The sequence below is a fragment of the Mitsuokella sp. AF21-1AC genome (assembly GCF_003458855.1).
GTDB lineage: Bacteria > Bacillota > Negativicutes > Selenomonadales > Selenomonadaceae > Mitsuokella.
Window position 1 is genome coordinate 72,495 of the sequence record NZ_QRVW01000004.1, and the last position, 25,450, is coordinate 97,944.

Annotated in this window: 22 protein-coding genes and 1 pseudogene; 22 read left to right on the forward strand and 1 reads right to left on the reverse strand. The window is 53.8% G+C overall.

The window, feature by feature from the left end:
• Positions 1-133 precede the first annotated feature (133 nt).
• The 3 genes from DWX75_RS02415 to DWX75_RS02425 are packed head-to-tail and all read left to right on the forward strand — an operon-like array spanning position 134 to position 4,741.
• Positions 134-628, forward strand: coding sequence for a MarR family winged helix-turn-helix transcriptional regulator (locus DWX75_RS02415; protein WP_118014597.1), 495 nt, complete (start codon positions 134-136; stop codon positions 626-628).
• A complete protein-coding gene (locus DWX75_RS02420; RefSeq protein WP_118014600.1) occupies positions 612-1,694 on the forward strand; it encodes an efflux RND transporter periplasmic adaptor subunit in 1,083 nt (360 codons plus the stop codon). The genes DWX75_RS02415 and DWX75_RS02420 overlap by 17 nt, the downstream gene beginning before the upstream one ends.
• Entirely contained in the window at positions 1,691-4,741 is a 3,051-nt protein-coding gene (locus DWX75_RS02425) for an efflux RND transporter permease subunit (RefSeq protein WP_118014603.1), read from the forward strand. The genes DWX75_RS02420 and DWX75_RS02425 overlap by 4 nt, the downstream gene beginning before the upstream one ends.
• A gap of 48 nt (positions 4,742-4,789) precedes the next feature.
• On the opposite strand, the gene DWX75_RS02430 is transcribed toward DWX75_RS02425, so the two are convergent.
• Positions 4,790-5,890, reverse strand: coding sequence for a hypothetical protein (locus tag DWX75_RS02430; RefSeq protein WP_118014606.1), 1,101 nt, complete (start codon positions 5,888-5,890; stop codon positions 4,790-4,792).
• Between the two features lie 196 nt (positions 5,891-6,086).
• Here DWX75_RS02430 and DWX75_RS02435 point away from each other — a divergent pair, with 196 nt between their 5' ends.
• The 19 genes and pseudogenes from DWX75_RS02435 (at position 6,087) to DWX75_RS02525 (ending at position 25,410) form a co-directional block, all read left to right on the forward strand.
• Positions 6,087-6,539: a metal-dependent hydrolase gene (locus DWX75_RS02435; protein WP_118014609.1), complete on the forward strand. Its 453-nt coding sequence runs from the start codon at positions 6,087-6,089 to the stop codon at positions 6,537-6,539.
• 89 nt (positions 6,540-6,628) lie between these two features.
• A pseudogene (locus tag DWX75_RS02440) lies at positions 6,629-8,555 on the forward strand (fructose-1,6-bisphosphatase).
• A gap of 46 nt (positions 8,556-8,601) precedes the next feature.
• Complete coding sequence (larE, locus tag DWX75_RS02445) at positions 8,602-9,432, forward strand: ATP-dependent sacrificial sulfur transferase LarE (protein WP_118014612.1); 831 nt, start codon at positions 8,602-8,604, stop codon at positions 9,430-9,432.
• Between the two features lie 69 nt (positions 9,433-9,501).
• Positions 9,502-11,034 (forward strand): LPS-assembly protein LptD, encoded by a 1,533-nt coding sequence (locus tag DWX75_RS02450; RefSeq protein ID WP_118014615.1) that lies wholly within the window; start codon positions 9,502-9,504, stop codon positions 11,032-11,034.
• Between the two features lie 39 nt (positions 11,035-11,073).
• Positions 11,074-12,063: a bifunctional heptose 7-phosphate kinase/heptose 1-phosphate adenyltransferase gene (locus DWX75_RS02455; RefSeq protein WP_118014618.1), complete on the forward strand. Its 990-nt coding sequence runs from the start codon at positions 11,074-11,076 to the stop codon at positions 12,061-12,063.
• Between the two features lie 71 nt (positions 12,064-12,134).
• The gene (rfaE2, locus tag DWX75_RS02460; RefSeq protein WP_118014620.1) at positions 12,135-12,602 is read left to right on the forward strand and encodes a D-glycero-beta-D-manno-heptose 1-phosphate adenylyltransferase; all 468 of its coding nucleotides are present in this window, start codon (positions 12,135-12,137) and stop codon (positions 12,600-12,602) included.
• 7 nt (positions 12,603-12,609) lie between these two features.
• Positions 12,610-13,671: a lipopolysaccharide heptosyltransferase I gene (gene waaC, locus DWX75_RS02465; RefSeq protein ID WP_118014623.1), complete on the forward strand. Its 1,062-nt coding sequence runs from the start codon at positions 12,610-12,612 to the stop codon at positions 13,669-13,671.
• A gap of 30 nt (positions 13,672-13,701) precedes the next feature.
• Entirely contained in the window at positions 13,702-14,829 is a 1,128-nt protein-coding gene (locus DWX75_RS02470; protein WP_118014626.1) for a glycosyltransferase family 9 protein, read from the forward strand.
• 44 nt (positions 14,830-14,873) lie between these two features.
• Positions 14,874-15,857: a D-glycero-beta-D-manno-heptose-7-phosphate kinase gene (gene rfaE1 / locus DWX75_RS02475; protein ID WP_118014629.1), complete on the forward strand. Its 984-nt coding sequence runs from the start codon at positions 14,874-14,876 to the stop codon at positions 15,855-15,857.
• Between the two features lie 60 nt (positions 15,858-15,917).
• Positions 15,918-16,904: an ADP-glyceromanno-heptose 6-epimerase gene (gene rfaD / locus DWX75_RS02480; RefSeq protein WP_118014632.1), complete on the forward strand. Its 987-nt coding sequence runs from the start codon at positions 15,918-15,920 to the stop codon at positions 16,902-16,904.
• Between the two features lie 121 nt (positions 16,905-17,025).
• Complete coding sequence (locus DWX75_RS02485; protein ID WP_233519443.1) at positions 17,026-17,538, forward strand: D-glycero-beta-D-manno-heptose 1,7-bisphosphate 7-phosphatase; 513 nt, start codon at positions 17,026-17,028, stop codon at positions 17,536-17,538.
• A gap of 140 nt (positions 17,539-17,678) precedes the next feature.
• Positions 17,679-18,578 carry a VirK/YbjX family protein gene (locus tag DWX75_RS02490; protein ID WP_118014638.1) on the forward strand — a complete coding sequence of 300 codons (900 nt, stop codon included), beginning with the start codon at positions 17,679-17,681 and terminating at the stop codon, positions 18,576-18,578.
• 6 nt (positions 18,579-18,584) lie between these two features.
• Entirely contained in the window at positions 18,585-19,607 is a 1,023-nt protein-coding gene (locus DWX75_RS02495) for an ATP/GTP-binding protein (protein WP_118014641.1), read from the forward strand.
• Complete coding sequence (locus tag DWX75_RS02500) at positions 19,600-20,121, forward strand: hypothetical protein (RefSeq protein WP_118014644.1); 522 nt, start codon at positions 19,600-19,602, stop codon at positions 20,119-20,121. The genes DWX75_RS02495 and DWX75_RS02500 overlap by 8 nt, the downstream gene beginning before the upstream one ends.
• A gap of 8 nt (positions 20,122-20,129) precedes the next feature.
• Positions 20,130-20,885: a glycosyltransferase family 2 protein gene (locus tag DWX75_RS02505; RefSeq protein ID WP_118014647.1), complete on the forward strand. Its 756-nt coding sequence runs from the start codon at positions 20,130-20,132 to the stop codon at positions 20,883-20,885.
• Positions 20,886-20,888: 3 nt separating this feature from the next.
• Positions 20,889-22,019 carry a glycosyltransferase family 4 protein gene (locus DWX75_RS02510; protein WP_118014650.1) on the forward strand — a complete coding sequence of 377 codons (1,131 nt, stop codon included), beginning with the start codon at positions 20,889-20,891 and terminating at the stop codon, positions 22,017-22,019.
• A 35-nt stretch (positions 22,020-22,054) separates the two neighbouring features.
• A complete protein-coding gene (locus DWX75_RS02515) occupies positions 22,055-23,122 on the forward strand; it encodes a glycosyltransferase family 9 protein (RefSeq protein WP_118014654.1) in 1,068 nt (355 codons plus the stop codon).
• A gap of 12 nt (positions 23,123-23,134) precedes the next feature.
• The gene (locus DWX75_RS02520) at positions 23,135-24,145 is read left to right on the forward strand and encodes a glycosyltransferase family 9 protein (RefSeq protein WP_118014657.1); all 1,011 of its coding nucleotides are present in this window, start codon (positions 23,135-23,137) and stop codon (positions 24,143-24,145) included.
• A 44-nt stretch (positions 24,146-24,189) separates the two neighbouring features.
• A complete protein-coding gene (locus DWX75_RS02525) occupies positions 24,190-25,410 on the forward strand; it encodes an O-antigen ligase (RefSeq protein WP_158558751.1) in 1,221 nt (406 codons plus the stop codon).
• Positions 25,411-25,450 lie beyond the last annotated feature (40 nt).

The window sequence follows — 25,450 nt, forward strand, 5'->3', positions numbered from 1 at the left end:
CTGTTGAACATGGTGTTCCAATATGCTACAATGGGCATGTATGATAATTGATTAAATCAACTTAATCGAAGAGAGAGCAATGAAAATCTGCCAGGGGATAGGTGGATGCATGCTTTTGAGGGGAGGAATTATCATGGATGAGTATATCAATATCGGGCGTTGGTTCTCGGTGTTGCACCGGCGTTCTCAGATTTTTGTCGTTGAGGCCAGCGCCAAACTGAAACTGACGTATTCCGAAAACGTCATGCTGCTGCGCATCTTCGACCATGAGGGCGCGCGCCAGGATGAGCTGGCGGCGATGCTGTATCTTGACAAGGCCGTCGTGACGCGCACGATGAACATGCTGCAGCAGAAGGGCCTCATCTACCGTGAACAGGACCCGAACGACAAGCGGGCCAAGCACGTCTATCTGACGGATTATGGCCGTGAGCAGCACACGTACCTGCGCAATATCATCCAGCGCTGGGTCGATTACCTCGTGGAGGGCATGGACCCTGCGGAAGTCGATACGATCGTGCGCGGGCTCGACCGCCTCGTGGCGCGGGCCTGCAGCGCGGATATCCCGCAGCTGGCCAAGGATATACCGGCTGACCATCCGATTGGAGGGAAACATGTTGGGAAAAAATAAGGGAATCATCCTGCTGCTCCTGCTGGCCATGGCCTGCGCACTGCTGACGGGCTGCGGCAAAGACGCCAAGCAAGCGGACAAGGCGCCGCTCGTCAAGACCCAGCAGGCCGGCAGCGGCACGGAAAACAATCAGGACACGTACTCAGGTACCGTGCGCGGCCGCTATGAGACAAACCTTTCCTTCCAGGTCGGCGGGCAGATTCTCGCGCGCAATGTCCAGGCGGGCAGCCGGGTCAGCGCCGGCGATGTACTCATGGTCATCAATGCCAAGGATGTTGTGCAGAAGGCCAATGAGGGCGATGCGCAGGTATCGCAGGCCCGCGCACAGCTCGATCTGGCTCAGCGTAATTTAGCCCGCTACAGCGAACTCTATCAGGAAGACGCCGTCGCGGCGTCCGTGCTCGACCAGTATCAGGCCAATTACGATGCGGCGTTTGCCACGTATCAGCAGGCTCTCGCGGCCGCTGCCCAAGGGCATAACGCCGTGGGCTATACGAATCTGACGGCCGGCGCGGATGGCGTCATCTCCCAGGTTACGGCGGAGGAAGGCCAGGTGGTCGCCGCCGGACAGACTGTCATGACGCTCGTGCAGACCGGCGAGCTCGAGATTGAGATCAACGTGCCGGAAAACCGCATTCAGGGCATCCAGACAGGCATGCCGGCCACGGTTTCCTTCTGGGCGCTCTCCACGACGGCTGACGGCGTGATCCGCGAAATCTCGCCGATGGCGGACAGTGCTTCCCGCACGTACAAGGTGCGCGTCTCCGTGCCGCAGCCGCCTGAAGGCATGCAGCTCGGCATGACGGCAAGCGTGACCCTGGCGGATGCCGGTGCGCCGGCACCGGGGGCCGTGCTGCCGCTTTCCGCCATCTACCAGACGGGCGATACGCCGCAGGTCTGGGTCGTCACGGATGACGACACGGTCGAGCTCAAATCCGTCGAGGTCGAGGATTTCGGCGATAATACCGTGCTCGTCCACAGCCTGCAGCCGACGGATCTCGTGGTCACGGCCGGCGTGCACAAGCTGCGTGAGGGCCAGGCCGTGCGGACGGAGGCGGGACAATGAGAAATCTGACAGAAGTCTCCCTGAAGAACAAGGTCCTCGTCTGGTATTTCATCATCGTGACAGCCATTGGCGGCATCTTTGCCTACAATGAACTCGGCCGCATGGAGGACCCGCAGTTCACGATCCGCCAGATGGTCATCTCGGCGGTCTGGCCGGGTGCGACGGCCCAGGAGATGCAGGACCAGGTCACGGACAAGCTCGAGAAACGCCTGCAGGATACGCAGGGCCTCGACTACATCAAGAGCGAGACGCGCGACGGGCAGACCGTCATCTACATTTCCCTCGATGAGACGCTGCCGAAGGCCAAGATCCGGGATACCTGGAAGGATGTGCGCAACCTCTGCGAGGACATCAAGAAGGATTTGCCGGAAGGCGTCTACGGTCCGTATTACAATGACCGCTTCGACGATGTCTACGGCTCCATCTACGCCGTGACCGGCGACGGGTATTCGTATGAGGAGATGCGCCAGCAGGCGGAAAAGACGCGGCGGCTGCTCCTCAATGTCGACAGCGTCCAGAAGGTCGAGCTCATCGGCGTGCAGGCAGAGAAGGTCTATGTGGAGATGGACCGCGCGAAGCTCGCGGAGCTCGGCATCAGCCCGCAGGTCATCGCCGATGCGCTTTCCTCGCAGAATGCCATGACGCCGGCCGGTGAGGTCGAGACGGATACCGACAATGTCTACATCCGTGTGACGGGGCAGTTCGACGATGTTGAGGCCATCCGCCAGATGCCGGTGAATGCGGGCGGCAAGATCCTGCGGCTCGGCGATATTGCCAAGGTGGAGCGGCGCTACGAGGAGCCGGCGGAGCCGAAGATGTTCTACAACGGTGAGCCGGCCATCGGCATCGCCGTTTCGATGGAAAACGGCGGCAATATCCTGAAGCTCGGACAGGATCTCAAATCCCTGATCGGCACGATCCAGCAGGACCTGCCGGTCGGCCTTGAGATCCACCAGGTATCGGATCAGCCGAGCGTCGTCGATGAATCCATCCACGATTTCGTCAAGACGCTGGTTGAGGCCATCGTCATCGTGCTGGCCGTGAGCTTCCTGTCCCTCGGCTTCCGCACGGGCCTCGTCGTGGCCGGCTGCATCCCGCTCGTGCTCTGCGGTGTTTTTGTCGTCATGTATGCTGCGGGCATTGACCTCCACAAGGTTTCGCTGGGCTCCCTGATCATCGCGCTGGGCCTCCTGGTCGACGATGCGATCATCGCCGTCGAGATGATGAGCGTCAAGCTGGAGATGGGACTCAACCGCTTCGATGCGGCCTGCTACGCCTTCCGGGCGACGGCCAAGCCGATGCTGACCGGCACGCTCATCACGTGCTGCGGCTTCATCCCCGTGGCCTTTGCCGACGGCATGGCGAGTGAGTTCTGCAGCGCGCTCTTCCCCGTCATCGGGACGGCTCTGCTGCTCTCCTGGATTGTATCGGTCATGGTGGCACCGCTTTACGGCTACTATCTGATTCGCGTGGACGTCAAGAAGGATGCGGAAGGCAGGATCGATTCGTATCAGAGCCGGTTCTATACCTGGTTCCGCGAGATCCTCACTTGGTTCATGACGCACCGCAAGCTCGTGCTCGTCACGACGGCCTGCGTCTTTGCCGTTTCCGTGTTCATGATGAAATTCATCAAGCAGGAATTCTTCCCGCCGTCGCTGCGCCCGGAAATCCTCGTGGAGCTGCAGCTGCCGAATGGCTCTTCAATGGCGGCTTCGCAGGAAGTCTGCGACCGCATGTCGGCGTTCCTGCAGGAGCACAGCGATAAGCTGGAAAATTACTCGTATTACGTCGGCCAGTATGCGCCGCGCTTCGTGCTGACCGTTGATCCGAAGGCCTCGGCCGACAACTGTTCGCAGTTCGTCATCGTGGCCAAGGATACCGAGGCGCGTGAAGCGCTCAAACAGGAGCTCGAGAATGCTCTGCAGAATGAGTTCTCGGATGTGCGCGGCAACATCCAGTACATCCAGACGGGGCCACCGGCCGACCATCCGCTGATGCTGCGGGCCACGGGCTACACCGTGGAGCAGGCCAAGGAGATCGCGGCGGATGTCGCGGACATCGTGGCCAAGGATCCGAACAACTACAACATCGGCATGGACTGGGGCGAGAAGAGCAAGGTCCTGCACCTGGAACTCGATCAGGACAAGCTGCGCTCGCTGGGCATCTCGTCTGAGGGTGTCGCCAAGACCATCTACACGGAGGTCACGGGAGCCAAGGCTGCTGAGTTCTACACGGGCGACCGCACGATCGACATCGACCTGCGCCTCGCGGCTGTCGACCGCAGCAACCTCGCCGAACTCAAGGACCTGCCCGTCTATCTCGGCCAGGCCGGCTATGTGCCGCTCGGGCAGATCGCCAAGATTTCCTACGATGCGGAGGAAGGGCTCATCAAGCGCCGCAACCTCATGCCGACTGTGACGGTTTACGCCGATGTCCATGAGGGCACGGCCAACGACGCGACGAAGAAGGCGTACGACGCCACGGAAACGCTGCGCCAGGATCTGCCGCTCGGCTGCTCCATCGAGGAGGCCGGTTCCCTTGAGGACAGCAACAACTCGATGAAGTACCTCGTCAAGCCCATCCCGGTCATGATCTTCCTCATCATGACGCTTTTGATGTTCCAGCTCAGGAATGCCAGGGACATGGTGCTGACCCTCCTGACGGCACCGCTTGGCATCATCGGCGTGACGGCGGGCATGCTGCTGCTCGACAAAGCCATGGGCTTCGTCGCCATCCTCGGCGTCCTGGCACTGTCGGGCATGATCATCCGCAACTCCGTCATCCTCATCGACCAGATTCAGAAACATCTGGCCGACGGCGAATCGCCCTGGGATGCCGTCGTCGACTCGGCCGTCCTGCGCTTCCGGCCTATCATGCTGACGGCTGCGGCCGCTATCCTCGGCATGATGCCGCTGATGGCCAGCACGTTCTGGGGCCCGATGGCCGTCGCCATCGCTAGCGGCCTGCTCGTCGCGACCGTGCTGACTCTGCTCGTGCTGCCGACCATGTACGTGGCCATGTACAAGATCCATCAGGACAGTGACTGATACCATCAAAAAACTCCGCCCGGATTGAGCGGAGTTTTTTGATACGGGTTATGGCAGATTCGGGATGTTGCGGCTTACGGCCGTATGGCGGATGATGTCATCGACGCGCAGGTCGGTGGCCAGGGCCTTCTTGTGCAGGCTTTCGGCCTTGGCAAACTCGTCGGGGTTGTCATCGGAGATGCCCTGCAGGAAGTGCTGCCAGGCTTCAATCGTGATCGCGGTGGCCTGCTGGCGCTGCGAAGCGAGGTAGCGGGCTCCTGAGGGGACATCGATGGCGTCGAGCTTCTGCTGGCGCTCCTGCAGGGCCGGGATGACCTCCTGCTGCAAAAGGGCCGTGAGACTCTGTTTCTGGGCCGGTGTGAAATTGCCGGGGCCGGCGCTCGCAAGTGCCGTGAAGCGCTGCTTGTATGCTTCGAATTTTTCGTTATAGGCCGCGACGATATCCTTCGTGCTGTCGATGTACTGGGCGATGTCGTTGTTGTGCAGCGGAGTGACGGCATCGAGGTAGGCGCGGTAATTCTTGATGTAGGTGACCTGCCAATGGCCATCGGCCGCCTGCTCCATCGCGAGCTCCAGCGTGAACTCCGTCTGGGTGTCCTCGTCCCTTACGGTCATCTCCGCCGTGGCTGTCGTGCCGTCGCGCTCGACCTTGCCGAACTGGACAAAGGAGGTATGACGCATCTGCGTGCGTTCGAGGAAGCGCTCGTAGTCAATGCCGAGCTGGCGTCCCTTGAGAATATCGGTCCCCTCGGGCATCGTCCAGCTGCCGTCTGCCACGCGGCGCAAGATGGTATCTTCTGTACCGCTCGTGAGCTGCGGCTTCACCATGATGTAGAATTTCTCATAGGAAGCCTTGGTGGCCGCGGTCAGCGTCGCGTCGTAGGAAAAGAGGTCGGCCGTGAGGTCGTCGTAGGCGCGCGAGGTCAGGAGATCGAGATTGACGTAATGACGGAACGTATCGGCGTCGTGCTTCTCGATGGAGGCCTGGATTTCCTTCAGGGCGTATGAAGGCGAGTGGCGCTGGTTGTAAAAATACCAGGCTGTGCCCGCGATGGCGGCAATGATCAGGAGCACGACGAGCCCGAAGACTTGCCGGTTCCGATGGATGCGCCGCCTGCGTATCGTTTTTTTCCAAGTATAGTCGTCCATTCTAGTCCTTCCATTTCGTTTGTACTGCGTGCTGTTATTACCAATTCATTATACTATACTGTCCTGCCCGCGTCCAAGGGGACTGGGAAAAGGCTTGTGGCACGCAGTCCGGACGATAAATTTCGTCGATTTTGTGCAAGGATTGTGATAAGATTGGATAAAGAAGAAAATGAGAAGGAAGGGGTTTCGTTTTTTTATGAAATGGGTCAATCACCAGGTGCTGACGGGCGTGATCGTCTATGCCGCGACAGATGATATGCTGCTGACGATTTACAGCATGGCGGGGGCTATCCTGCCGGACAAGGTGGAGGGCAATCCGCGTTCCGGCAATTACTGGCGCTGGCGCAGCCGCCACCGCGGCTGGTCGCACTGGCCCATCCTGTATCTCGGCATCATCGGGCTGATCCTGCACTGGGAGACGCAGCCACTGGCGAATCTTCCCATGACGGATCTTTCACGCATTGGCATCTTCCTTTGCATCGGCGCCCTGCTGCACATCGCAGAGGATGCGGTCTGCGGCAAGGTGCCGTTTTTGACCCCGTATCAAAAGATTGGCATCCGGCTTTTCCAGGTGGGATCCGTGGCGGAATACCTCTTCACGATTGCGGCCGTGCTGCTCTGCTACGGACTGCGCACGTACATGGCCTGAAAATCCGGATGGAAGACTTGGATGAATCAAACAGAAGTGGCACAAGATAGGGTAGAAACTGTTTCTAGCGAATGGAGCGATGCAGCATGATGTATCTGAACGATCCCAACACCGGCAAGAAAGTCAGCAAGATCCTGCGCCTGATGGCAGAGAAATATCCCACGAAGGAAGCCGTTTACGAGAAACTCATCTATTTGCAGTCTTACCTCTCGCTGCCCAAGGGCATCGAGCATTTCATGAGCGACCTGCACGGCGAATACGCGTCATTCTTCCATATCCTCAACAACTGCTCCGGCGTCATCCGTGAAAAGGTCGATTACGTCTTCGGCGCACGGCTGACGGAGGAGCAGAAAGCGGAGTTCTGCACGCTCATTTATTATCCACAGGAAAAGATCGAGCAGATGCGCGAGTCGCGGCGGGCGACGCCGGCCTGGTACCGGGAGAATCTCGCGCGGCTGCTGGAACTCGCCAAGCTCATGAGTTATAAATATCCGGTTTCAAAGGTCAGCGGCTTCATCCCGCAGCGGTATGCCTCGGTCATCGTCGAGCTCATGAATACGCGGCCGGAGGCCGATCAGGCGCAGTTCATTTATCTCAAGAAACTGCTCAACACCATCGTCCAGATCGACAGCGGCGCGGATTTCATCGAGGCGTTCACGGTGCTCATCAAACGGCTGGCCGTCGACCGGCTGCATATCGTCGGCGATTTCTTCGACCGCGGCAACCGGCCCGATGCCATCCTCAATCTTTTGATGCAGCACCCCGCGGTCGACATCCAGTGGGGCAATCACGATGTGCTCTGGATGGGCGCGGCGCTCGGCAGCGAAGCGTGCATCGCGACGGTTGTGCGTAATTCCCTGCGCTATCACAATACCGATGTACTCGAGCGCGGCTACGGCATCAGCCTGCGGCCGCTCACGACGTTTGCCGCGCGCATTTACCCTGATGAGGCACCGCTCAAGGCGGCAGAACGGGCCATTACGATGATGATGTTCAAGCTGGAAGGCCAGCTCATCGCCCGCTGCCCGGATTTCCAGATGCAGAGCCGCCGCCTGCTCGACCGGATCGATTTTCGTTCCTCGTATGCGGAGCTCGGTGACGGGAAACGGTATGAGCTCGAAAGCGCGTATTTCCCGACGATTGACACCTCGAACGCGACGACTGATGTCTATGCGCTTACGGAGGCCGAGCAGGCCATCATTGCCGATCTGCGCTCGTACTTCCTTGAGAGCACGGTGCTGCACCGTCATGTGGATTACCTCTATCAGAAGGGCAATATGTATCTGCGCTGCAATGGCAATCTGCTCTTCCATGGCTGCGTGCCGCTCAACGAAGACGGCAGCTTCCGCACTATCGTGTATGCGGGCAGGGAATATCGCGGGCGCAGCTGGTTCGATTTCTGCGAGAAGATGGCGCGCTCGGCCTGGCTGCACGGCGGGCAGGAAGCCCTCGACTTCATGTACTTCCTCTGGTGCGGGCGCCTGTCACCGCTCTCGGGCCGCGAATTCAAGACGTTTGAGCGGGCTCTGATTTCCGATGAAAGCACCTGGAAGGAGCCGTCCGACCCGTATTTCCGCTATATCGATACCGTGGAATGCTGTGAGCACGTCCTGCAGGAATTCGGCCTGGACCCGCAGCGCGGGCGGGCATATCATCAACGGTCATGTGCCGGTCAAGGTCAAGAAGGGGGAGAGTCCCGTGAAGGCAGGCGGCCGGGCCATCATCATCGATGGCGGCTTCTGCCGGGCCTATCACAGCAAGACGGGTATCTCCGGCTACACCCTGATTTCCAATTCCCGCGGCCTCCGGCTCCTGCAGCATCAGAAGATTGCCGATGTCCGGGAAGCCCTGCGGGCCAATCACGATATCGAGTCGGTGTCGGAGACCCTCGAGCTCCAGTCCTGCCACAACACGGTCGGTGATACGGACCAGGGCTGTGCCATCCAGGATGAGATCACGGATCTTTACAATCTGCTGCTGGCCTATCAGAATGGTCTAATCAAGCCGCAGGCCTGAGATTCATCATCATCGCGTTTGTTTATACTATTGAGGAGAAATATCCATGGAAGAACCAATTCGTCCGGAGCTGGCTGAGAAATATGAGAAGCTGCAGGATATCCTGCGCAGCCTCGGGAGCGTGGCTGTCGCGTTCTCGAGCGGCGTGGACTCGACCTTTCTCGTCAAGGTGGCGCATGATGTGCTCGGTGAAAAAGCCGTGGCGTTCACGGCTGCGTCCGATTTCGTGCCGCAGCGCGACGTGGAAGAGGCTGCGGCCTTCACGAAAAAGGAAGGTATTGAATTTCACCGCGTGCCATTCCCCATCCTCACGGTGCCGCATGTCAAAGAGAATCCCTCGGACCGCTGCTACTACTGCAAGCATGCGCTGTTTTCCCATATGAAGGAACTGGCGCAGCAGTACGGCCTCTCCTGTGTCGTCGACGGCTCGAACCTCGACGACGACGGCGATTACCGGCCGGGCCACCGTGCCCTGCGGGAGCTCGGCATCGTGAGTCCGCTGCATGAGGCCGGGCTCCATAAGCAGGATATCCGCGACCTTTCTCATATGCTGGGGCTGCCGACCTGGGACAAGCCGTCGTTTGCCTGCTTGGCTTCGCGTTTCCCGTATGGCATGGAACTCACGCCCGACGGGCTTAAACGCGTCAATCAGGCTGAAGAATTCCTGATGGTGCGGGGCTTCCGGCAGCTGCGCGTGCGCTCGTACGGCGACATGGCGCGCATCGAACTTTTGCCCGAGGATATCCCGCGCATGCTGTCGCGCGATCTGCGGGAGGAAACCGCGGTTTTTTTCAAGAGCATCGGCTTTTTATACACCTCGCTGGATCTTCGCGGGTACCGCACGGGCAGCATGAATGAAGAACTCGCGCAGCACTGATATTTGCGCTGCGGGCGGCTATGATGTACTATAGAGGTTAGCAGTCTTTTTTGAATGGAGATTTTTTGGATGAAGGTATCAAATAAGATTTTATCGGGCTTGATTGTCGCAGCCCTGTGCGTGCCGGGCACGGTCAGCGCTGCGACGTACCGGTCCGATTCCGATACGAGCCTCGGGCTCCTCGACTACCTGGAAAATGAACATCGTGCTGCCCGGGACAAGCAGAAGGTGACGCCGGAAGAAACGCAGCTCCTCAAGGATACGGCGGAGATGGCCAAGCACCTGCGCTATCCGGTGGACCCGACGAAGGCCGCGCCTGTGGCCTTTGAGGGTGATGACCTGACCTGGAATCAGGCGACCGGCGATTTCGAGGCCAAGGGCAAGGTCAAGATCACGCAGATTGACAATCACCGCTTTACGGGTGAGGATGTCGATGGCAATACCATCACGCAGCGCATCCATATCCCCGGCAAAGGCCATATGATGCAGCTGACGCCGGGACAGACGAAGGTGCTGCTCGACGGCTACGAGACGAATTACAACTACAAGGACCGTACGGGCACGATGGAGCGCGCCAAGGGCCAGGTCGCGGACAGCTACATGTCGGGCAAGCGCTTTGAGTTCTATCCGGATAAGATCATCATCTACGATGGCACGAAGACCAAGTGCAGTGCGCAGCATCCGGACTACAACCTTTACGCGCAGAAGATAGAAATCTACCCCAACGACAAGATGGTCATGCACCATGTCAAATTCCTGCTCAAGGGCAATGTCATCATGACGAAGTCGACGTATGAGGTGGATTTGACGAAAGACCAGAACCCGACGGACTGGCTGCCGCGCGTCGGCTACGACAAGACGAACGGCGTCTGGGTCGAGCAGAGCTACCATACGCCTGTTGCACCGCATGTGGATGCCAATCTCAATCTCATGTATACGTCGAAAAAAAGCTGGCGCAACGATGTCAATATGGGCTGGTCGAACCGTACCGTCTACACGCGTGTCGTTTACGGCTATTTCGATGACAACGATGATAACTGGCTGAAAAAGGAACCATCCCTGCTCTGGGGCCATAACCGGCGCATCGGGCATACGCCGTTCCATTACGGCATCAACGGCGAGTACGGCCGCTGGTATCAGAACGGCATTCGCAGTAATCACAACCGCTATACATTCGGCATCAACCGTGATGCCATTACATTCGCCGGCTGGCGCCTGCACCTGAGCACCAGCTATGAGGTCACGAAGGAATCGTACGATGATTCGACGGTTCGCGGCTTTAACTATGATGCCGTACTGATCAAAGACTTTGATGACCGCTGGTCCGGCTATGCGGCTTATCGTTATCAGAAGAACAACACGCAGAATTCGCTCTTCGATTTTGATAACGACAGTTTCTCCCGCAAGATTGAAACGGGCTTCAGCTACCGCCTGGATGATAAGAACCGCATCGCGTTCGGTGCTAAATATAACGTAGAGGGCAGTGACTGGGACAAGCTCGATTACTACTGGTTCCACGATATGCACTGCTCGCAGATCATCCTGCATTATGAAGGCCGCGACAACACCTGGAAGGTCAAATGGCATTTCCTGCCGTTCTGACCGAGAATATAAAGAGATGACGCAGAAAGGAAGAGATACATGAAGCAGGAATTCAGTTCCGTGATCGCGGCTTTGCAGGGGAAACGCATCCTGGTCATCGGGGATATGGTGGCGGATATCTACCTCGACGGGCGCATCTCGCGTATCTCCCGGGAAGCGCCGGTACTTGTGCTGGAACAGGTCGGCGAGAAAATCGTGGCGGGCGGTGCGGCCAATGTCGTCAACAATATCGCGACGTTAGGCGGCACGGTCTATGCGGCCGGCCTCGTCGGCGCGGATAAGGGAGCCAAAGGGATCAGGGAGATTCTGGCGAAGAATGGCGCGCACACGGAAGGCATGCTGACCGACCCGTCACGGCCGACGATTTCCAAGACGCGCATCATCGCAGGCGGCCGCGCTACGGTCAGTCAGCAGATCGTGCGGATCGACAAGGAGAGCCGCGAGACCATGAACCCCGTCCTCGAGGCGGAGATGGAGCGCTATCTGAAGAAAGTCCTGCCGGAAATCGATGGTGTGGTCATCAGCGACTATGGAGCCGGCACGGTGACGGAAGGCTTGCAGCAGGCACTCATTGCGTACTGCCGGCAGCACGATCTGCCGAGCATCGTGGATTCTCGCTATGCCATCCGCCGCTTCCGCCATATCGGCTACGTCAAGCAGAATGATGCAGAGCTGGCGGCTGCCGTCGGCCGTTCACTGCATGGCGCGGAGGAAATTATTGCCGCGGGGCGTGAGCTCCTGCAGGACCTGGAGGCAGACGGCGTGCTCGTGACGCGCGGGGAACTCGGCATGATCCTCATCGAGAAGGATGGAGCCGTGCACGACATCCCCGTTTCGGATAAAAGCGAGGTCTTCGATGTCTCCGGCGCCGGTGATACCTGCGTGGCCACGGTCATCCTCGCCCTGGCAGCCGGCGTGCAGCCGGCCAGAGCCGCAGAGCTCAGCAACATCGCCAGCGGCATTGCCGTGCGCAAGCTGGGCACGAGCACTGTTTCCTCGCAGGAACTCCTGCAGGCCCTGCAGCGCTGAACCGGAATCATCCATTCACCCATTCAGACGAAAGACACTTGCCGTGACGGATAAGAGAGAGGAAGGAAAACATGCTGATCGATGGCAGAGATATTGCCGAATTTTGCCGCATCCTGCGGGAAGCGGGCACGAAAATCGTATTTACCAACGGGTGCTTTGACATCCTGCATGCCGGCCATGTCCGCTACCTGGAAAAAGCGCGTTCCTTTGGCGATGTGCTCGTGTTGGGACTCAACACCGACGCCTCTGTGCGGGAGAACAAGGGACCGACGCGTCCCATCAATCATGAGCTTGACCGTGCGGAGGTGGTCGGCGCGCTGAAGGCCGTGGATTACGTCGTCCTGTTCGGTGAGAAGACGGCGGAGTCAATCATCGCACAGGTCAAGCCGGATGTTTACGTCAAGGGCGGCGACTACACGCTGGATACCCTGCCTGAGGCCAAGATTGTGCAGAGCTACGGCGGTGAAGTCAAATTCGTCAACATGGTGGAGGGCCGCTCCACGACAAACATCATCAAGAAGATTCAGGCGGAGAGTTAAGAGCATCATGAAGAATATCCTGATTGTCAAACTCAGCTCCATCGGCGATGTCATCCATGCCCTGCCTGTCAGCCATGCCATCAAGGAAACGTATCCTGAGGCACATCTGACCTGGGTCGTGGAGCCGCCGGCCTATGACATCGTGGCGATGGCTGACTGCGTCGATGAGATCATCGTTTTCCATAAGAAGGAATTTCGTTCACTGGGCGGCTTCCTCAGTCATATCGGCCCCTTCCGGAAGAAGATCCAGGAGCGCACGTACGATGTCGTCCTCGATCTGCAGGGCCTCTTTAAATCGGCAGCCATCGCTTACCTGGCCAAGGCACCGAAGAATCAGAAATTCGGCATGTGGAATATGCGCGAGGGCAGCCAGCTCATCTCGCAGCCTGTTCGAGGTGCACACGTCCACGACCATGTCATTGAGCGCTATCTCGATACGGCCCGTGCCATCGGCTGCGACGTACAGGATGTCCGGCTGCCGCTTTCCGTGCCGGCGAAGGAACAGGACCTCACGCGCCGCATCGTTGCGCAGGCCGGCGCCGATATGAAGAATCCCTACGTCGTGCTCGTCGTCGGTGCCAGCTGGCCGACAAAATGCTGGCCGGACAAGCACTTTGCCGCACTCGGCGACTGGCTTTATGAGCAGAAAATCATCCCCGTGCTCGTGGGCAGCGGCCCCGTGGAATCGCAGAAGGCTGCCGCGATTGCCGCGCAGATGGAGATTCCGCCCATCAATCTCGTGGGCAGCCTGAACTTCAAGCAGCTCGCCTATCTGTTCCAGCAGGCTGCTGCCGTCGTGGGCGGCGATACGGGCCCGACGCATCTCTCCGTCGGGCTCAAGGCGCCGACCATCATGATGATGGGCCCGACGCTGCCGAGGCGAACCGGCCCCTATGGCCAGATGGACAATCTCCTCGTCGCCGACCGCAGCTGCAAGGAATGCATGAAGCGCGCGTGCCCGCTCGGTCATGACTGCCTCGACATCATCACGCCGGCACAGGTGGAAGAGAAGCTGCTGACAATCCTGCGGAACGGCACGAAGCAATCATCCGCAACTACAGCCAAGTGATCAATCGTCAGGAAGAAGAAAGGGCTTTTCATGTATCAGAATATCCTGGTCATCAATACGATGCACATTGGTGACCTCATGCTGGTGACGCCGGCGCTCCGGACGCTCCGGACGAATTACCCGCAGGCGCATATCGCGCTGCTCACGGATAAGCCGCTCGGCGATCTCGTGCGCTGCAACCAGAACATCGACGAATGCATCCTCATCGACAAACACGGCAGGGACAAGGGCCTGCTGGCCCTCCTGCGCTTCATCCACAAGATCCGCCGGCGCCATTTCGACCTCGTGATCAATTTCCATCGCAATGAGCGGGCTTCGGCTATTGCGGCCTTTTCGGGCGGCAAACGCATTGTCGGTTATTCTCAGCCGGGCTTCAAGCGGTTCTTCGATCAGGTACTGCCGAACTGCGCCATGGCGGATACGCCGCAGGACAAGGTCAAGCATCAGGTGCTCTGTCATCTCGATGTGCTCAGAGAGGCCGTCGGCGTCAAGACCATCGATGACCGCGGCCTTGAGATGTGGCTGCCGCCTGAAGCCGAAGCGGAAACGCAGCGCCTCTGGCAAAAGGAAATCGGGCCGGATGCCAAGGTTGTGGCCTTCAACATCGGCGCGAGCTGGCTGACGAAACGCTGGCTCGACAGCTATTTTGCCGCCTGTGCCGACCGGCTCATCCGCCGCGGCTATGACATCGCTTTCCTCGGCGGCCCGACCGACGTATCCATCGTCGACAAATGCGTGGCACAGATGGAGGAGCGCGAGAGCCCGCGCATCCATATCTTCACGGGCAAGGTCAGTCTGACGGTGCTTGCAGGGCTCCTGCGGCGCTGCTGCCTGTTCCTCACGACGGATTCCGGCCCCATGCATGTCGGTGTCGCCATGAACGTCCCGATTGTCACGATGTTCGGCGCGAGTCCGGTGCCGACCTTCTATCCCTATGATGGCAGGGACGTCCTCATCAAGACGCCGGAGAAATGCCATCCCTGCGGCATCCACGAATGTCCGCGCAAGGGGAAGGATAACATGGCCTGCATGAAGAATATACCCGTAGATGTCGTCATGAAGTACGTGGACGAGCTGCTCGCTGCGTATCACGGGGAACCCGCGTACAAGCTTCCTCGGCCGCAGGGGCAGTACCAATGCCGTGTCGTAGAACTTTGAGTGAGATGCTTGATAAAGCATGGAGTATCAGGAAGAGGTGCCAGATGGATAAAGAAGCCTTATACGATTTCGTTGCCCGTAAGACCGGGAAGTGCAAGATCCTTGTGGTCGGCGATGTCATGCTGGATAAGTATTATTACGGAGAGGTCACGCGTATCTCGCCGGAAGCGCCAGTACCCATTAATCATGTGTATAATACGAAAGAAACGCTCGGTGGTGCTGCCAACGTCGCGCACAACCTGGCTTTGCTTGGCTGTGAGACAAGCATATGCGGCTTCGTCGGCGATGATTACCATTGCCAGAGCCTGCTCGACAAATTCACGGCTCGCGGCATCGACTATCATGGCCTTATTACGACGGACCGGCCGACGACGACGAAACTGCGCGTTATCGGCGGGCATCAGCAGATGCTGCGCCTCGACTTCGAGGAATCGGCACCCATCGACGGTCCCTACGCGGAACGCTTCCTCGGCTACATTCGCCAGAAGCTCAATGAGAGCCTGGACTGCGTGATCATCTCGGATTACGGCAAGGGAGCCTGCACCGAGGACAACTGCCAGAAAATCATCAAACTCTGTCATGAACACGGCGTTCCCGTCGTCGTCGACCCGAAAGGCACGAACTGGGTCAAATACGCACATGCGGACTACATCACGCCGAACCTCAAGGAAATCAATCAGGTCCTGCTGGAACCCATCCGCAACGAGGACAAGCCGGTCGAGAAGGCCGCGCATTATGTCATGCGCAAATTCAAGCTCAAGAACATCATTGTCACGCGTTCGGAGCACGGCCTCTCCCTCGTGCGCGACGGCGAGATCGTCCATATCCCGACGAAGGCGCAGGAAGTCTTCGATGTCTCGGGTGCCGGCGATACCGTCATCGCCGTCTTTGCCATGGCACTGGCCGGCGGGCTCTCGGCAGCCGATGGCGCGTACATGGCCAACCTCGCCGCCAGCGTTGTCGTCGCCAAGCTCGGTACGTATGCCGTCAGCCGCGAAGAACTCCTTAAGGTCCTCGAGGCACTCTGATGGTCTTTTCCTGCCGGGACAATGTGCCTGGCAGTTTTATCTGGAAAGGGGAATTTTTCAATGATTATTGTAACGGGTGGTGCCGGTTTCATCGGCAGCAACATCGTCAAGGAACTCAACCGTCGTGGCCGTTCGGACATCCTGATCGTCGACGACCTCAAGGATGGACAGAACTACAAGAACCTGCGCGGCTTGCAGTTCATCGACTACCAGTACAAGGATGACTTCCTTCAGTCCATCGAGGATGACGACTTCGACGGCACGGATATCGACGCGGTCTTCCATGAAGGCGCCTGCTCCGATACCATGGAATACGACGTCAACTTCATGATGCGCGTGAACTACGAATACTCCAAATCCCTGCTGCACTTCTGCCTGCAGCATCGCATCCCGTTCTTCTATGCCAGCTCGGCTTCGACGTATGGCGCCGGCAAGCATGGCTTCCGTGAAGGCGATGCATGTGAGGATGCCCTGAATCCGTATGCCTTCTCGAAGCTCGCCTTCGATCGCTATGTGCGCCAGGTCATGCCGGAAGCGCACAGCCAGATCGTCGGCCTCAAGTACTTCAACGTCTACGGCCCGCAGGAGCATCACAAGGGCAAGATGGCCTCCATCTTCTATCAGCTCTACAACCAGATCAACGAGACGGGCAAGGCACACCTGTTCCGCGGCTGGGGCGAGATCGCCGGCAAACCGGTCGAGGACGGCGAGCAGCGCCGCGACTTCGTCTACGTCAAGGACGTCGTCCGCGTCAATCTCTGGTTCTGGGAAAACCACGGCCCGTCCGGCATCTACAACTGCGGCACCGGCCATGCACACAGCTACAAGGAAGTAGCCCAGTCCGTCATCAAGGCCATGGGCAAGGGTGAAATCGCCTACCGCGACTTCCCGGAAGTCCTCAAGGGCAAATACCAGAACTTCACGGAATCCGACCCGACCCACCTGCTCGCCGCCGGCTACGACCAGGGCTTCACGGACATGGATGAAGCCGTAAAGGAATACGTAGACTTCCTCGACAACGGCGGTTACTATGAATACGGAAAATAAAGCCTTCCCCGCGCACGGGGAAGGTGGCACCCGCAGGGTGACGGAAGAGGTCCTTGGGCATCTGTCGACTTTTGATGAGAAGCGAGAGCCTTCCCCTCTGGGGAAGGGGGACCGCAACGCGGTGGATGAGGTCTTCCGCAGAGCCGTCTTCTTCGACCGCGACGGCACCCTCAACGTCGACATCGCCTACCTGCACCGTCCCGAAGACTTCATCTGGATTCCCGGCGCCAAAGAAGCCATTAAGTATGTCAATGACCATGGCTATCTCGCCATCCTCGTGACGAATCAGTCCGGCGTTGCCCGCGGCTACTACCCCGAGAGCGACGTTCGGCACGTCTACGACTGGATGAATGAGGAACTTCAGAGCATTGGCGCCCACCTCGATGCGCTCTACTACTGCCCGCATCATCCACAGGGCTCCGTGCCGGCCTACACCAGGACGTGCAATTGCCGCAAGCCGGCCACCGGCCTCATCGACGAGGCATGTGCCCGCTTCCACATCGACCGCGCTGCCTCGTACTTTGTCGGCGACCGCGAAAGTGACATGCTCTGTGCCAGGAACGCCGGCCTCACGGGCCTGCGCTACGAAGGCGGAAGCCTGTACGATCTCGTGCGGGCAGGCATTTCCTGCTAACCGCTCGCAATCCAATATTGAACGTTGCAAGCCCTGTCAGATGATAGGGCTTTTCGTTTGATTATCGTCAGCGAATAGGGTAGAATGAAAAAGACAGAAACATGCATTGAGATAGAGAGATCATTCATAAGGGATACGACATGCTTGACTACATACATTTAGGAAAAAAGATCTATAATACCGATAACCCGCGCGAGGCCAGACGTATGGCCGTCTTCGTGGTGCGCTGCCTGCTGAACAACAGCCGCATGCAGCGCCTGCACCAGTTCTTCTCGCAGAACGACATGTATCGAAAAATCGCGGACGAATATCCGTTTGTCTACGAACAGCCGACCAGAGCTTTCTTCTACAACAAGTCGACGTTCGACGAGCGCGCCCGCCTGGTAGAAAAGCATATGGAGTTCCTCGTCACGCACCTGCAGGAAGATGTCGTTTTAAGCCTTTATGCGGGAAAGCCCTATGTGCTCTGGGAAAGCCAGGACGAAATGGGCCATCTGCGCTTTGAGCTCTTTTACCATCCGGGGCAGCGCAAGGAAGGATTGCTGTCCATCGTGCTGCGCCTGGATGAGCACGACCTTTACCAGATGATGTTCTGGATTGCGCCGAACAAGGCCGGTGAATGGGCTCTCTGGATCGGGGCCATGCAGGGGCCGAACATGGAAAATGCGAAAGAAGTCGTTAAGAATGTCACGAAACGCTGCCATGCCTATCGCACGAAAAACTTCATCCTGCATGCGACGCAGGAGGCAGCGAAGGCACTCGGCCTCAAGCAGATTTATGCGGTCACGAACTACGGCTATTACGCGAACAACCACATTCGCCGCGACCGCAAGCTCAAGACGAGCTTCAGCGACTTCTGGAAAGAATCTGGCGGCCGCCCCTGCGCAGACCAGCGCTTCTACGAGCTGCCGATGACCGAATACCGCAAGACCATGGAGGAAATCCCGACGCGCAAGCGCTCGAATTACCGCAAGCGCTACGCCCTGCTCGATGAAGTGGATGCCGCTATTGCGAATCAAATAAAATCCTTGTTGAGGTGAGACAATATGTACATCAAGCATCTGGAATTGGAAAATTTTACGGTCTTACATGAACTCAATATGGACTTTTCGCGCGGCATCAATGTCTTTATTGGTGAGAATGGTATGGGAAAGACGCATATCATGAAAGCTCTCTACAGTGCATGCCAGGCGGTCAAACCGGATGTTTCCTTTTCGCAGAAGCTGGTACGTGTCTTTCGCCCCGATGGATTTGGCATTCATCGGTTGCTCAGTCGTTCAAATCGCGGCGGACGTGCGCGTGTCAAAGTCGTTTCGGATGGCGCAACTGTCGAGATGACGTTTACGAATCGTACCGCCAAGTACGGGGCAACTGTCACAGGAGAGGAAAAGTGGGAGAACCAGAAGGGAAATGTTGAAAGTACATTTATTCCAGCTAAGGAAATCCTCTCAAATTCCCGAAATCTTCCCGAAGCCGTGATGAAGGGAAACGTCGAATTTGATGATACCTATATCGACATCATTGCCGCAGCGCGTGTCGACTTATCCCATGGCCCTGATACAGCAGAGCGCAAGCGCTACTTGAAAATTCTGCATCAAATTACGCAGGGGCGTGTAACAGTGGCCGATGAGCGCTTTTATCTTAAACCAGGTAATCAGGCCCGGATTGAGTTTAACTTAGTGGCAGAAGGAATCCGCAAAATTGCGTTACTCTGGCAGCTGATCAAGAACGGCACATTGGAAAAAGGTGCGATGCTGTTCTGGGATGAACCTGAGGCGAATATCAATCCAAAGTATATTCCCATTTTGGCAGAGATGCTTCTTGAGCTGCAGCGCAATGAAGTTCAGATCTTTATTTCCACACATGACTATGTCCTGGCGAAATACTTGGAAATCAAGCAAAAAAAGGATGATAAGCTACAGTATCATTCGTTTTATGTAGAGAATCAGGAAATTTGCTTTGAGACAGGAGCTTTTTCGGAGCTTAAACATAATTCTATCATGGATGCATTTTCACGTCTGATGGATGAGGTCTACAGCATTACTACTGGGGTCAATACGCATGGGTGAAGTATATTGGGAAGAAAATCACAACTATCAGATTGATTTACGCAATGCGAGATGGTCAATAGAACTTCAGCCAATCTATCGGGATGCACATTTGCCTTTAGCCGATGTGGATTGGATCTGCGAGTTCAATAATAAAATTTTACTGATTGAGTACAAAAATGCCAAACTTCCTTATGAAAAGGGATTGCGAGCTGCTGCACAATTCAATCCGTATAGTGATAAGATGGTTGCAAATATCGCAAGAAAGTTTTTTGACAGTTTCTTTTACTTGGCAGCGCATCAGCGAAAAAAGCCTGTCATCTATATCTATATTTTAGAATGGCCAAAAGGAGATGCTTTTTCACGCAGAGCATTACGTGAAAAGATTGCAAAATCTTTGCCATTTTGCTTCCAACAGCAAAATGATTTGAATCCTTTGGTTATTGATGATTTTCAAGTCGTTTCCATTGATGAGTGGAATAAGTTGTATGTTGATATGCCGATATCAGCGTGTGATTACGATAAGACAGAATGAGGAATACTATGAGCTCACTGGCCATCTTGATCCTGACATGTAATGAAGAAGAGAATATTGTTTCTGTGGTGGAGAACGCCAAGAAATGTACGGATGAAGTCGTCATCATTGATTCCGGCAGCACAGACAAAACGGTTGAACTGGCGAAGGCGCACGGTGCAAAAGTCGCGTTCCGCGCCTGGACGAATGATTTTGCCGCACAGCGAAACTTCGCGCTGAAGCAGACGGAAGCGGACTGGGTCCTTTATCTCGATGCGGATGAGCGTCTTAATGAGGAGTTGGTTGATGAAGTCAAGCGTATTTTGGCTTCTGGCAATATGGATGCTCAGTATGCAATTACAAGGAAGTCCGTGGCTTTTGGCGTGACGTTCAGTTACGGTGTCCTCTATCCAGACCGTGTTTTGCGCATGTTCCCGCGTCAGGAGGTCTCCTGGGTCAACAAGGTCCATGAACATCCGACGTGTAAACTTCCGGAAAGGCGGTTATCCGGCCATATTGAGCATCATACGTATCGTGATTGGCATGAATGGGAAGAAAAGCTCTGCCTTTATACGACCATCTGGGCAGAAGATGCATATAAACGCGGCAAGAGAATTTCCATGCCGGATATATTCTTTCACAGCGTGGGCGGATTTTTTAAGATGTTTATCGTTCGCAGAGGATTTCTTGATGGAGGGATAGGAACGTATCTGTGCTGTACCCATTTTTTCTATACCATGCTCAAGTATTTGAAACTTCACGAGTTGCAGCGGAGAGGAGATTGACAGATGAGAGTTGCTATTCTGGAATCCATTGTCATGCCGGCTGGCCACGAGGTGGAATTTGACCGCATTCTTGTCGAAGAACTCCGGAAACAGGGACATGATCCTGTTTTCTTTGTGCCGGAGCGCTTTCCGTTTAAGTTAGATTATCATTGTGATGTCGAATACCTTGAAGGTGGCGAAGTCGTCACCTATGCTGGTGCGGGCAAGCTGAAGAAGATATTTCTGTCTTTGCTGAGAGAGCGCCGCCGTGTTGCCTGGTTTAATTCAGCCTATGCCAAGGCCTGCGCACATCACTGTGACGCCATTATTATCCCCACTGGGACATGGCGGTATATCCGTACAATCTTGCGCAGCAAACTGAAGGATTCGCCGGTTCCCGTGTATATGGTTTTTCATGGTATCAATCCGCATGAGCAACCAAAATTTGAGAAACAGGCACGTCGAGTGGAATCCTGCCACAATATCCATCTCAAGGTCATCACCTTGCGGGATGACTTCAAGAACAGCGGCCTTCATAATATTGATTTGATTTCGCCACCTGTTTTCAAGCCATGGGAATTGCCCGTGAATAAACAACTCTCTTTTAAGCCGCCGATTAAGATTGGCTTCTTTGGCCAGTTTCGCAAGGAGAAGAATCTTGGCTTTTTCCTCGAAGCTTTTACAAAGGCCAAATTTTCAGTGCCAGTTGAGTTGATTGTACAAGGTGCGACGGCCAAACCGGAAGACGGAGAGTTGTTCGAGCAGTTTGCACGGGATTACCATGGATATGGGAACATCACTTTTTGGCACAAGAATCTCATTGGCTTGGAATGGCAGAAGGCGCTCTTGGGAGTAGATGCCATCATGATGCCTTACGCGGCTGAGCGTTATCGATACCATTGGGGCGCGATGCTGTTTACCGCGATTGGCTTTTACAAACCGGTATTGATTTCTCCAGAACTCAATCCGGAAGTCTTGGAAAACTATACAATTGGGCAGGCCATCAAATTGACATCCGTTGAAGATTTCGCAAAACAATTGGAAAAGTTTATTGATGATCTAACGAATAATACGACTACCTATCAACATGGGTTGGACTTGGCAAATGCCGCGTACAGTCAGGAACGATTGATTCAAAACATTTTGATGTCCTGATACGGTAATTTGCCCAGACATACGGAGAAGCTATCATGACAAACGTGAAAAATGGGGAATATCGCAATATCTTAGTGAATGCTTTAGTCAATCTTGGCGATGTCGTCCTGACGACAAGTGCGATTGCCTTGTTGAAACAAGCATATCCGAAAGCCAGGATTACGATGCTGGCCAGACCCGTCGTCCGTCAGGCTGTGGAGAACAATCCTGTCATTGATGAGGTCATTATATTTGATTACAAGGCAAAACAAAACTCATTCCATAAGATGATGGATATGGTCAAAACCATTAAGTCGCATTATTTTGATCTCAGCGTTTCATTTGACCGGAAATTGCGTCCGGCCTTATTGTGCTGGCTGGCAGGCATCCCTGTGAGAATTGGCCCGGATCGTGTTTTTGATGATAAACCGAGCCGTGTAACGTGGCTGTATACGAAAACGATACATATCAAACACAATTTGGAGACTACCCTTCAAGCAGAGACGTATCAGGAAATCGTACGGGGGTTCACCGGACAGACTGGCCATGAACGTCCCGTTTTTGCGCGCATTATGCCTGAAAATGAAAAAAAGGCAGATGCATTAATGGCGACCCTTCCCCTGACAGAAAAGCGTATTGCTTTATGTGTGAAGGGGACCTTCCCTTTAAAGACCTGGCCAAAAGAATATTTTGTCAAAGTAGTCGATGGGCTGAGCAAGGAATATAATGCGAGCTTCTTTATCGTCGGTGCTCCCGGTGACAGGGCTTATGCGGATGAAGTTATCGCGGATATGCATGTACCCGTAGCGAACTTCTGCGGTCAAACCAATCTGGTAGATTTGGCAGCCGTCATCAAAAAATCCGATCTTTTTGTGACTGTAGATACAGGTGCAACGCATATTGCAGCGACTACAAGAGTACCCATGGTTACGATGTACGGCTGCACGAGCCCGAAACGCTGGCATCCAATCAACGACAATGCTCGTGTACTTACAACGGATGAACCATGCTGTCCATGCAAATGTCGTGCGGATGAATGTCCGAGCAATCCTAAACCGAACTGCTTATGGCATGTGACACCCGATATGGTGCTAAAGGAATGTTACACATTAATTCCAAGGTAATATGTGTAAGTAATGAATAAGATCAAAAATATGAAAAAAATATTTGTAACAAAACAGGGTGGTATTGGTGATGTTATTTTAGCAACACCGATACTGTCTGAATTGAAAAAAATATATTCGGATAGTTATATTACGTTTATGATTCTTCCCAATGCTGTTGATGTCGTAAAGGGATTACCATTCATTGATGAGATATTTGTCTATGATAAACGCAAAGATAGTTTTTTTAAACTGTGGAATAAAATGCGGGGATATGATATAGCAATATATTTAGATTTGACTTACCGACCTGCGTTGATTGGCTCATTTGCAAGAATTCCTCTTCGCATAGGGATTGAACATAAGCGAGGATTTTGGCTGACAAAGAAGATAAAATGGCAAGAATATATGGATCATACATATGAACCATATGTTATGGGAAATGTTGTTAGTGAAGGATTGGGAATAACATTACCACGTAACTGTTTAAATCAGTTATATGTGGCTGCTGCCAATCAAAATGATATAACAGATCTTTGCAACAAGATGTCAGATACTGGACTTTTGCCAGGAGAAAAATATGTAGTATCATCGCCTATAACAGCATTTTATTTAAAAGATTGGTCATTAGATAAATGGAATATGCTATATCGTCGTATATATCGGAATTACGGAATAAAAAGCGTCGTTTTTGGTAATGGGAATTTAAGTTATCAATGGGATAAAGAAGCAGTTATTGATTTATGGGGGATGCTGAATTTAAGACAAGTTGGTGAGCTTATAAAAAATGCATCTTTGCTGGTAAACTCTTGTAGTATGCCAATTCACATAGCTGCAGCAATGAAAACATCGTGTGTCATTTTATACGGATATACTGACCCTAAGCGGTGGGCCCCTAGACAGGCATGCCAGATTGTTCAATCCAATTTAAGTTGTAGCCCCTGTGATGGATATCATGGAAGTACTTGTACGGATCCACGTTGCATGAAGAAGATTGCAGTGGATGATGTATATGATGCCTGTAAAAAATTTTTAGATGCATAATTAGATGTAAATATTATGAATTTTATTGAAAGAAGATGATAATAATGGCAATACACCGATATGTGTATTATATGGTATTATTAATAGCACTAGGAAGTAATATATCACCTTTTTTAACTCTATGGGGAATAATATTAGGATTCCTCTTTTTATTATATATGGGGATTTATCAAAAAAAGAATATCTCATTTATTTGTAAGGACACTTTTCTTCGAATAAGTATTCTCTATTTTATACTGTGGCTAATTTTATCCACCCAATCCATAGAGCCAATACGAAGTATGGAATCAGTATGCTCTACTGCATATCGATTAATACCATTTTTCTTAGTTGTGGTAGCGATTTCAAACCAAAAATATTTAAAGATGGTATTCCTGCTTTTCTCAATATCTGTTTTGATTACAGATATTGCTGCACTTTACCAGCTTATTACGCGCGCTGAATCTGATTGGGGAATCCGGGTGTTGGGACTTAGCAACTCTCCTACCTTTTTTGCAACACATATGTTGATGGCTATTCCAGTCTTATGGTGGTGTGCAAATAAGAAATATTTTTCAAATAAAGAAAAAATATTTTTGCAGATTGTATTAATACTGTCAGTTTTTATGCTTATTGCATCTCAAACGCGAGGAGCATGGATTTCATTTTTTGTGACTGGTATTATATATGCTGCTTGTTGTGAAAATATGAGAAAGAAAATATTGATAGGCTTAACATCGGTATTAATATTAATTGGAGGATTGTCCGTTATTTATCCAACACTTCAGTACCGTCTTAATAGTGTAACGGATATGCAGTTTACAAGTAATAGTGAACGTGTTTTGATGTGGAAGGCTGCTATTGAAATAACCAAGGATTATCCCCTGGCTGGAATTGGCTCTGATGAATTTGGCTATGTTTATAATACGGAGTATATTTCACCATTGGCGAAGGAGCGCTCACAAGCAAATGATCCAAGAAGTGGACATGGACATCCACATAACAATATCTTAAAGCGTTTATCTGAAGGTGGGATTATTGGCGGAAGTGCATTTATTCTTTTTAATTTGTATATTTTATATCGATTGATTAAACAGTATAGATGTCGACGTAGCGAGAATGATTATTCATTTGCCTTGATGGGAATATTGGTGCTTGTTGCAGTGCATATAGAAGGGTTAACAGATACAAATTTTACATGTGTTCCGATTATGCGAGAATTTTGGCTTTTGATGGGATTGGCATGGATTGGCGATAATGCCGAAATGATAAAACGAGTTGATTGATTTTCTAGTATGATAATATTGTATCATATCTTTATAAGCC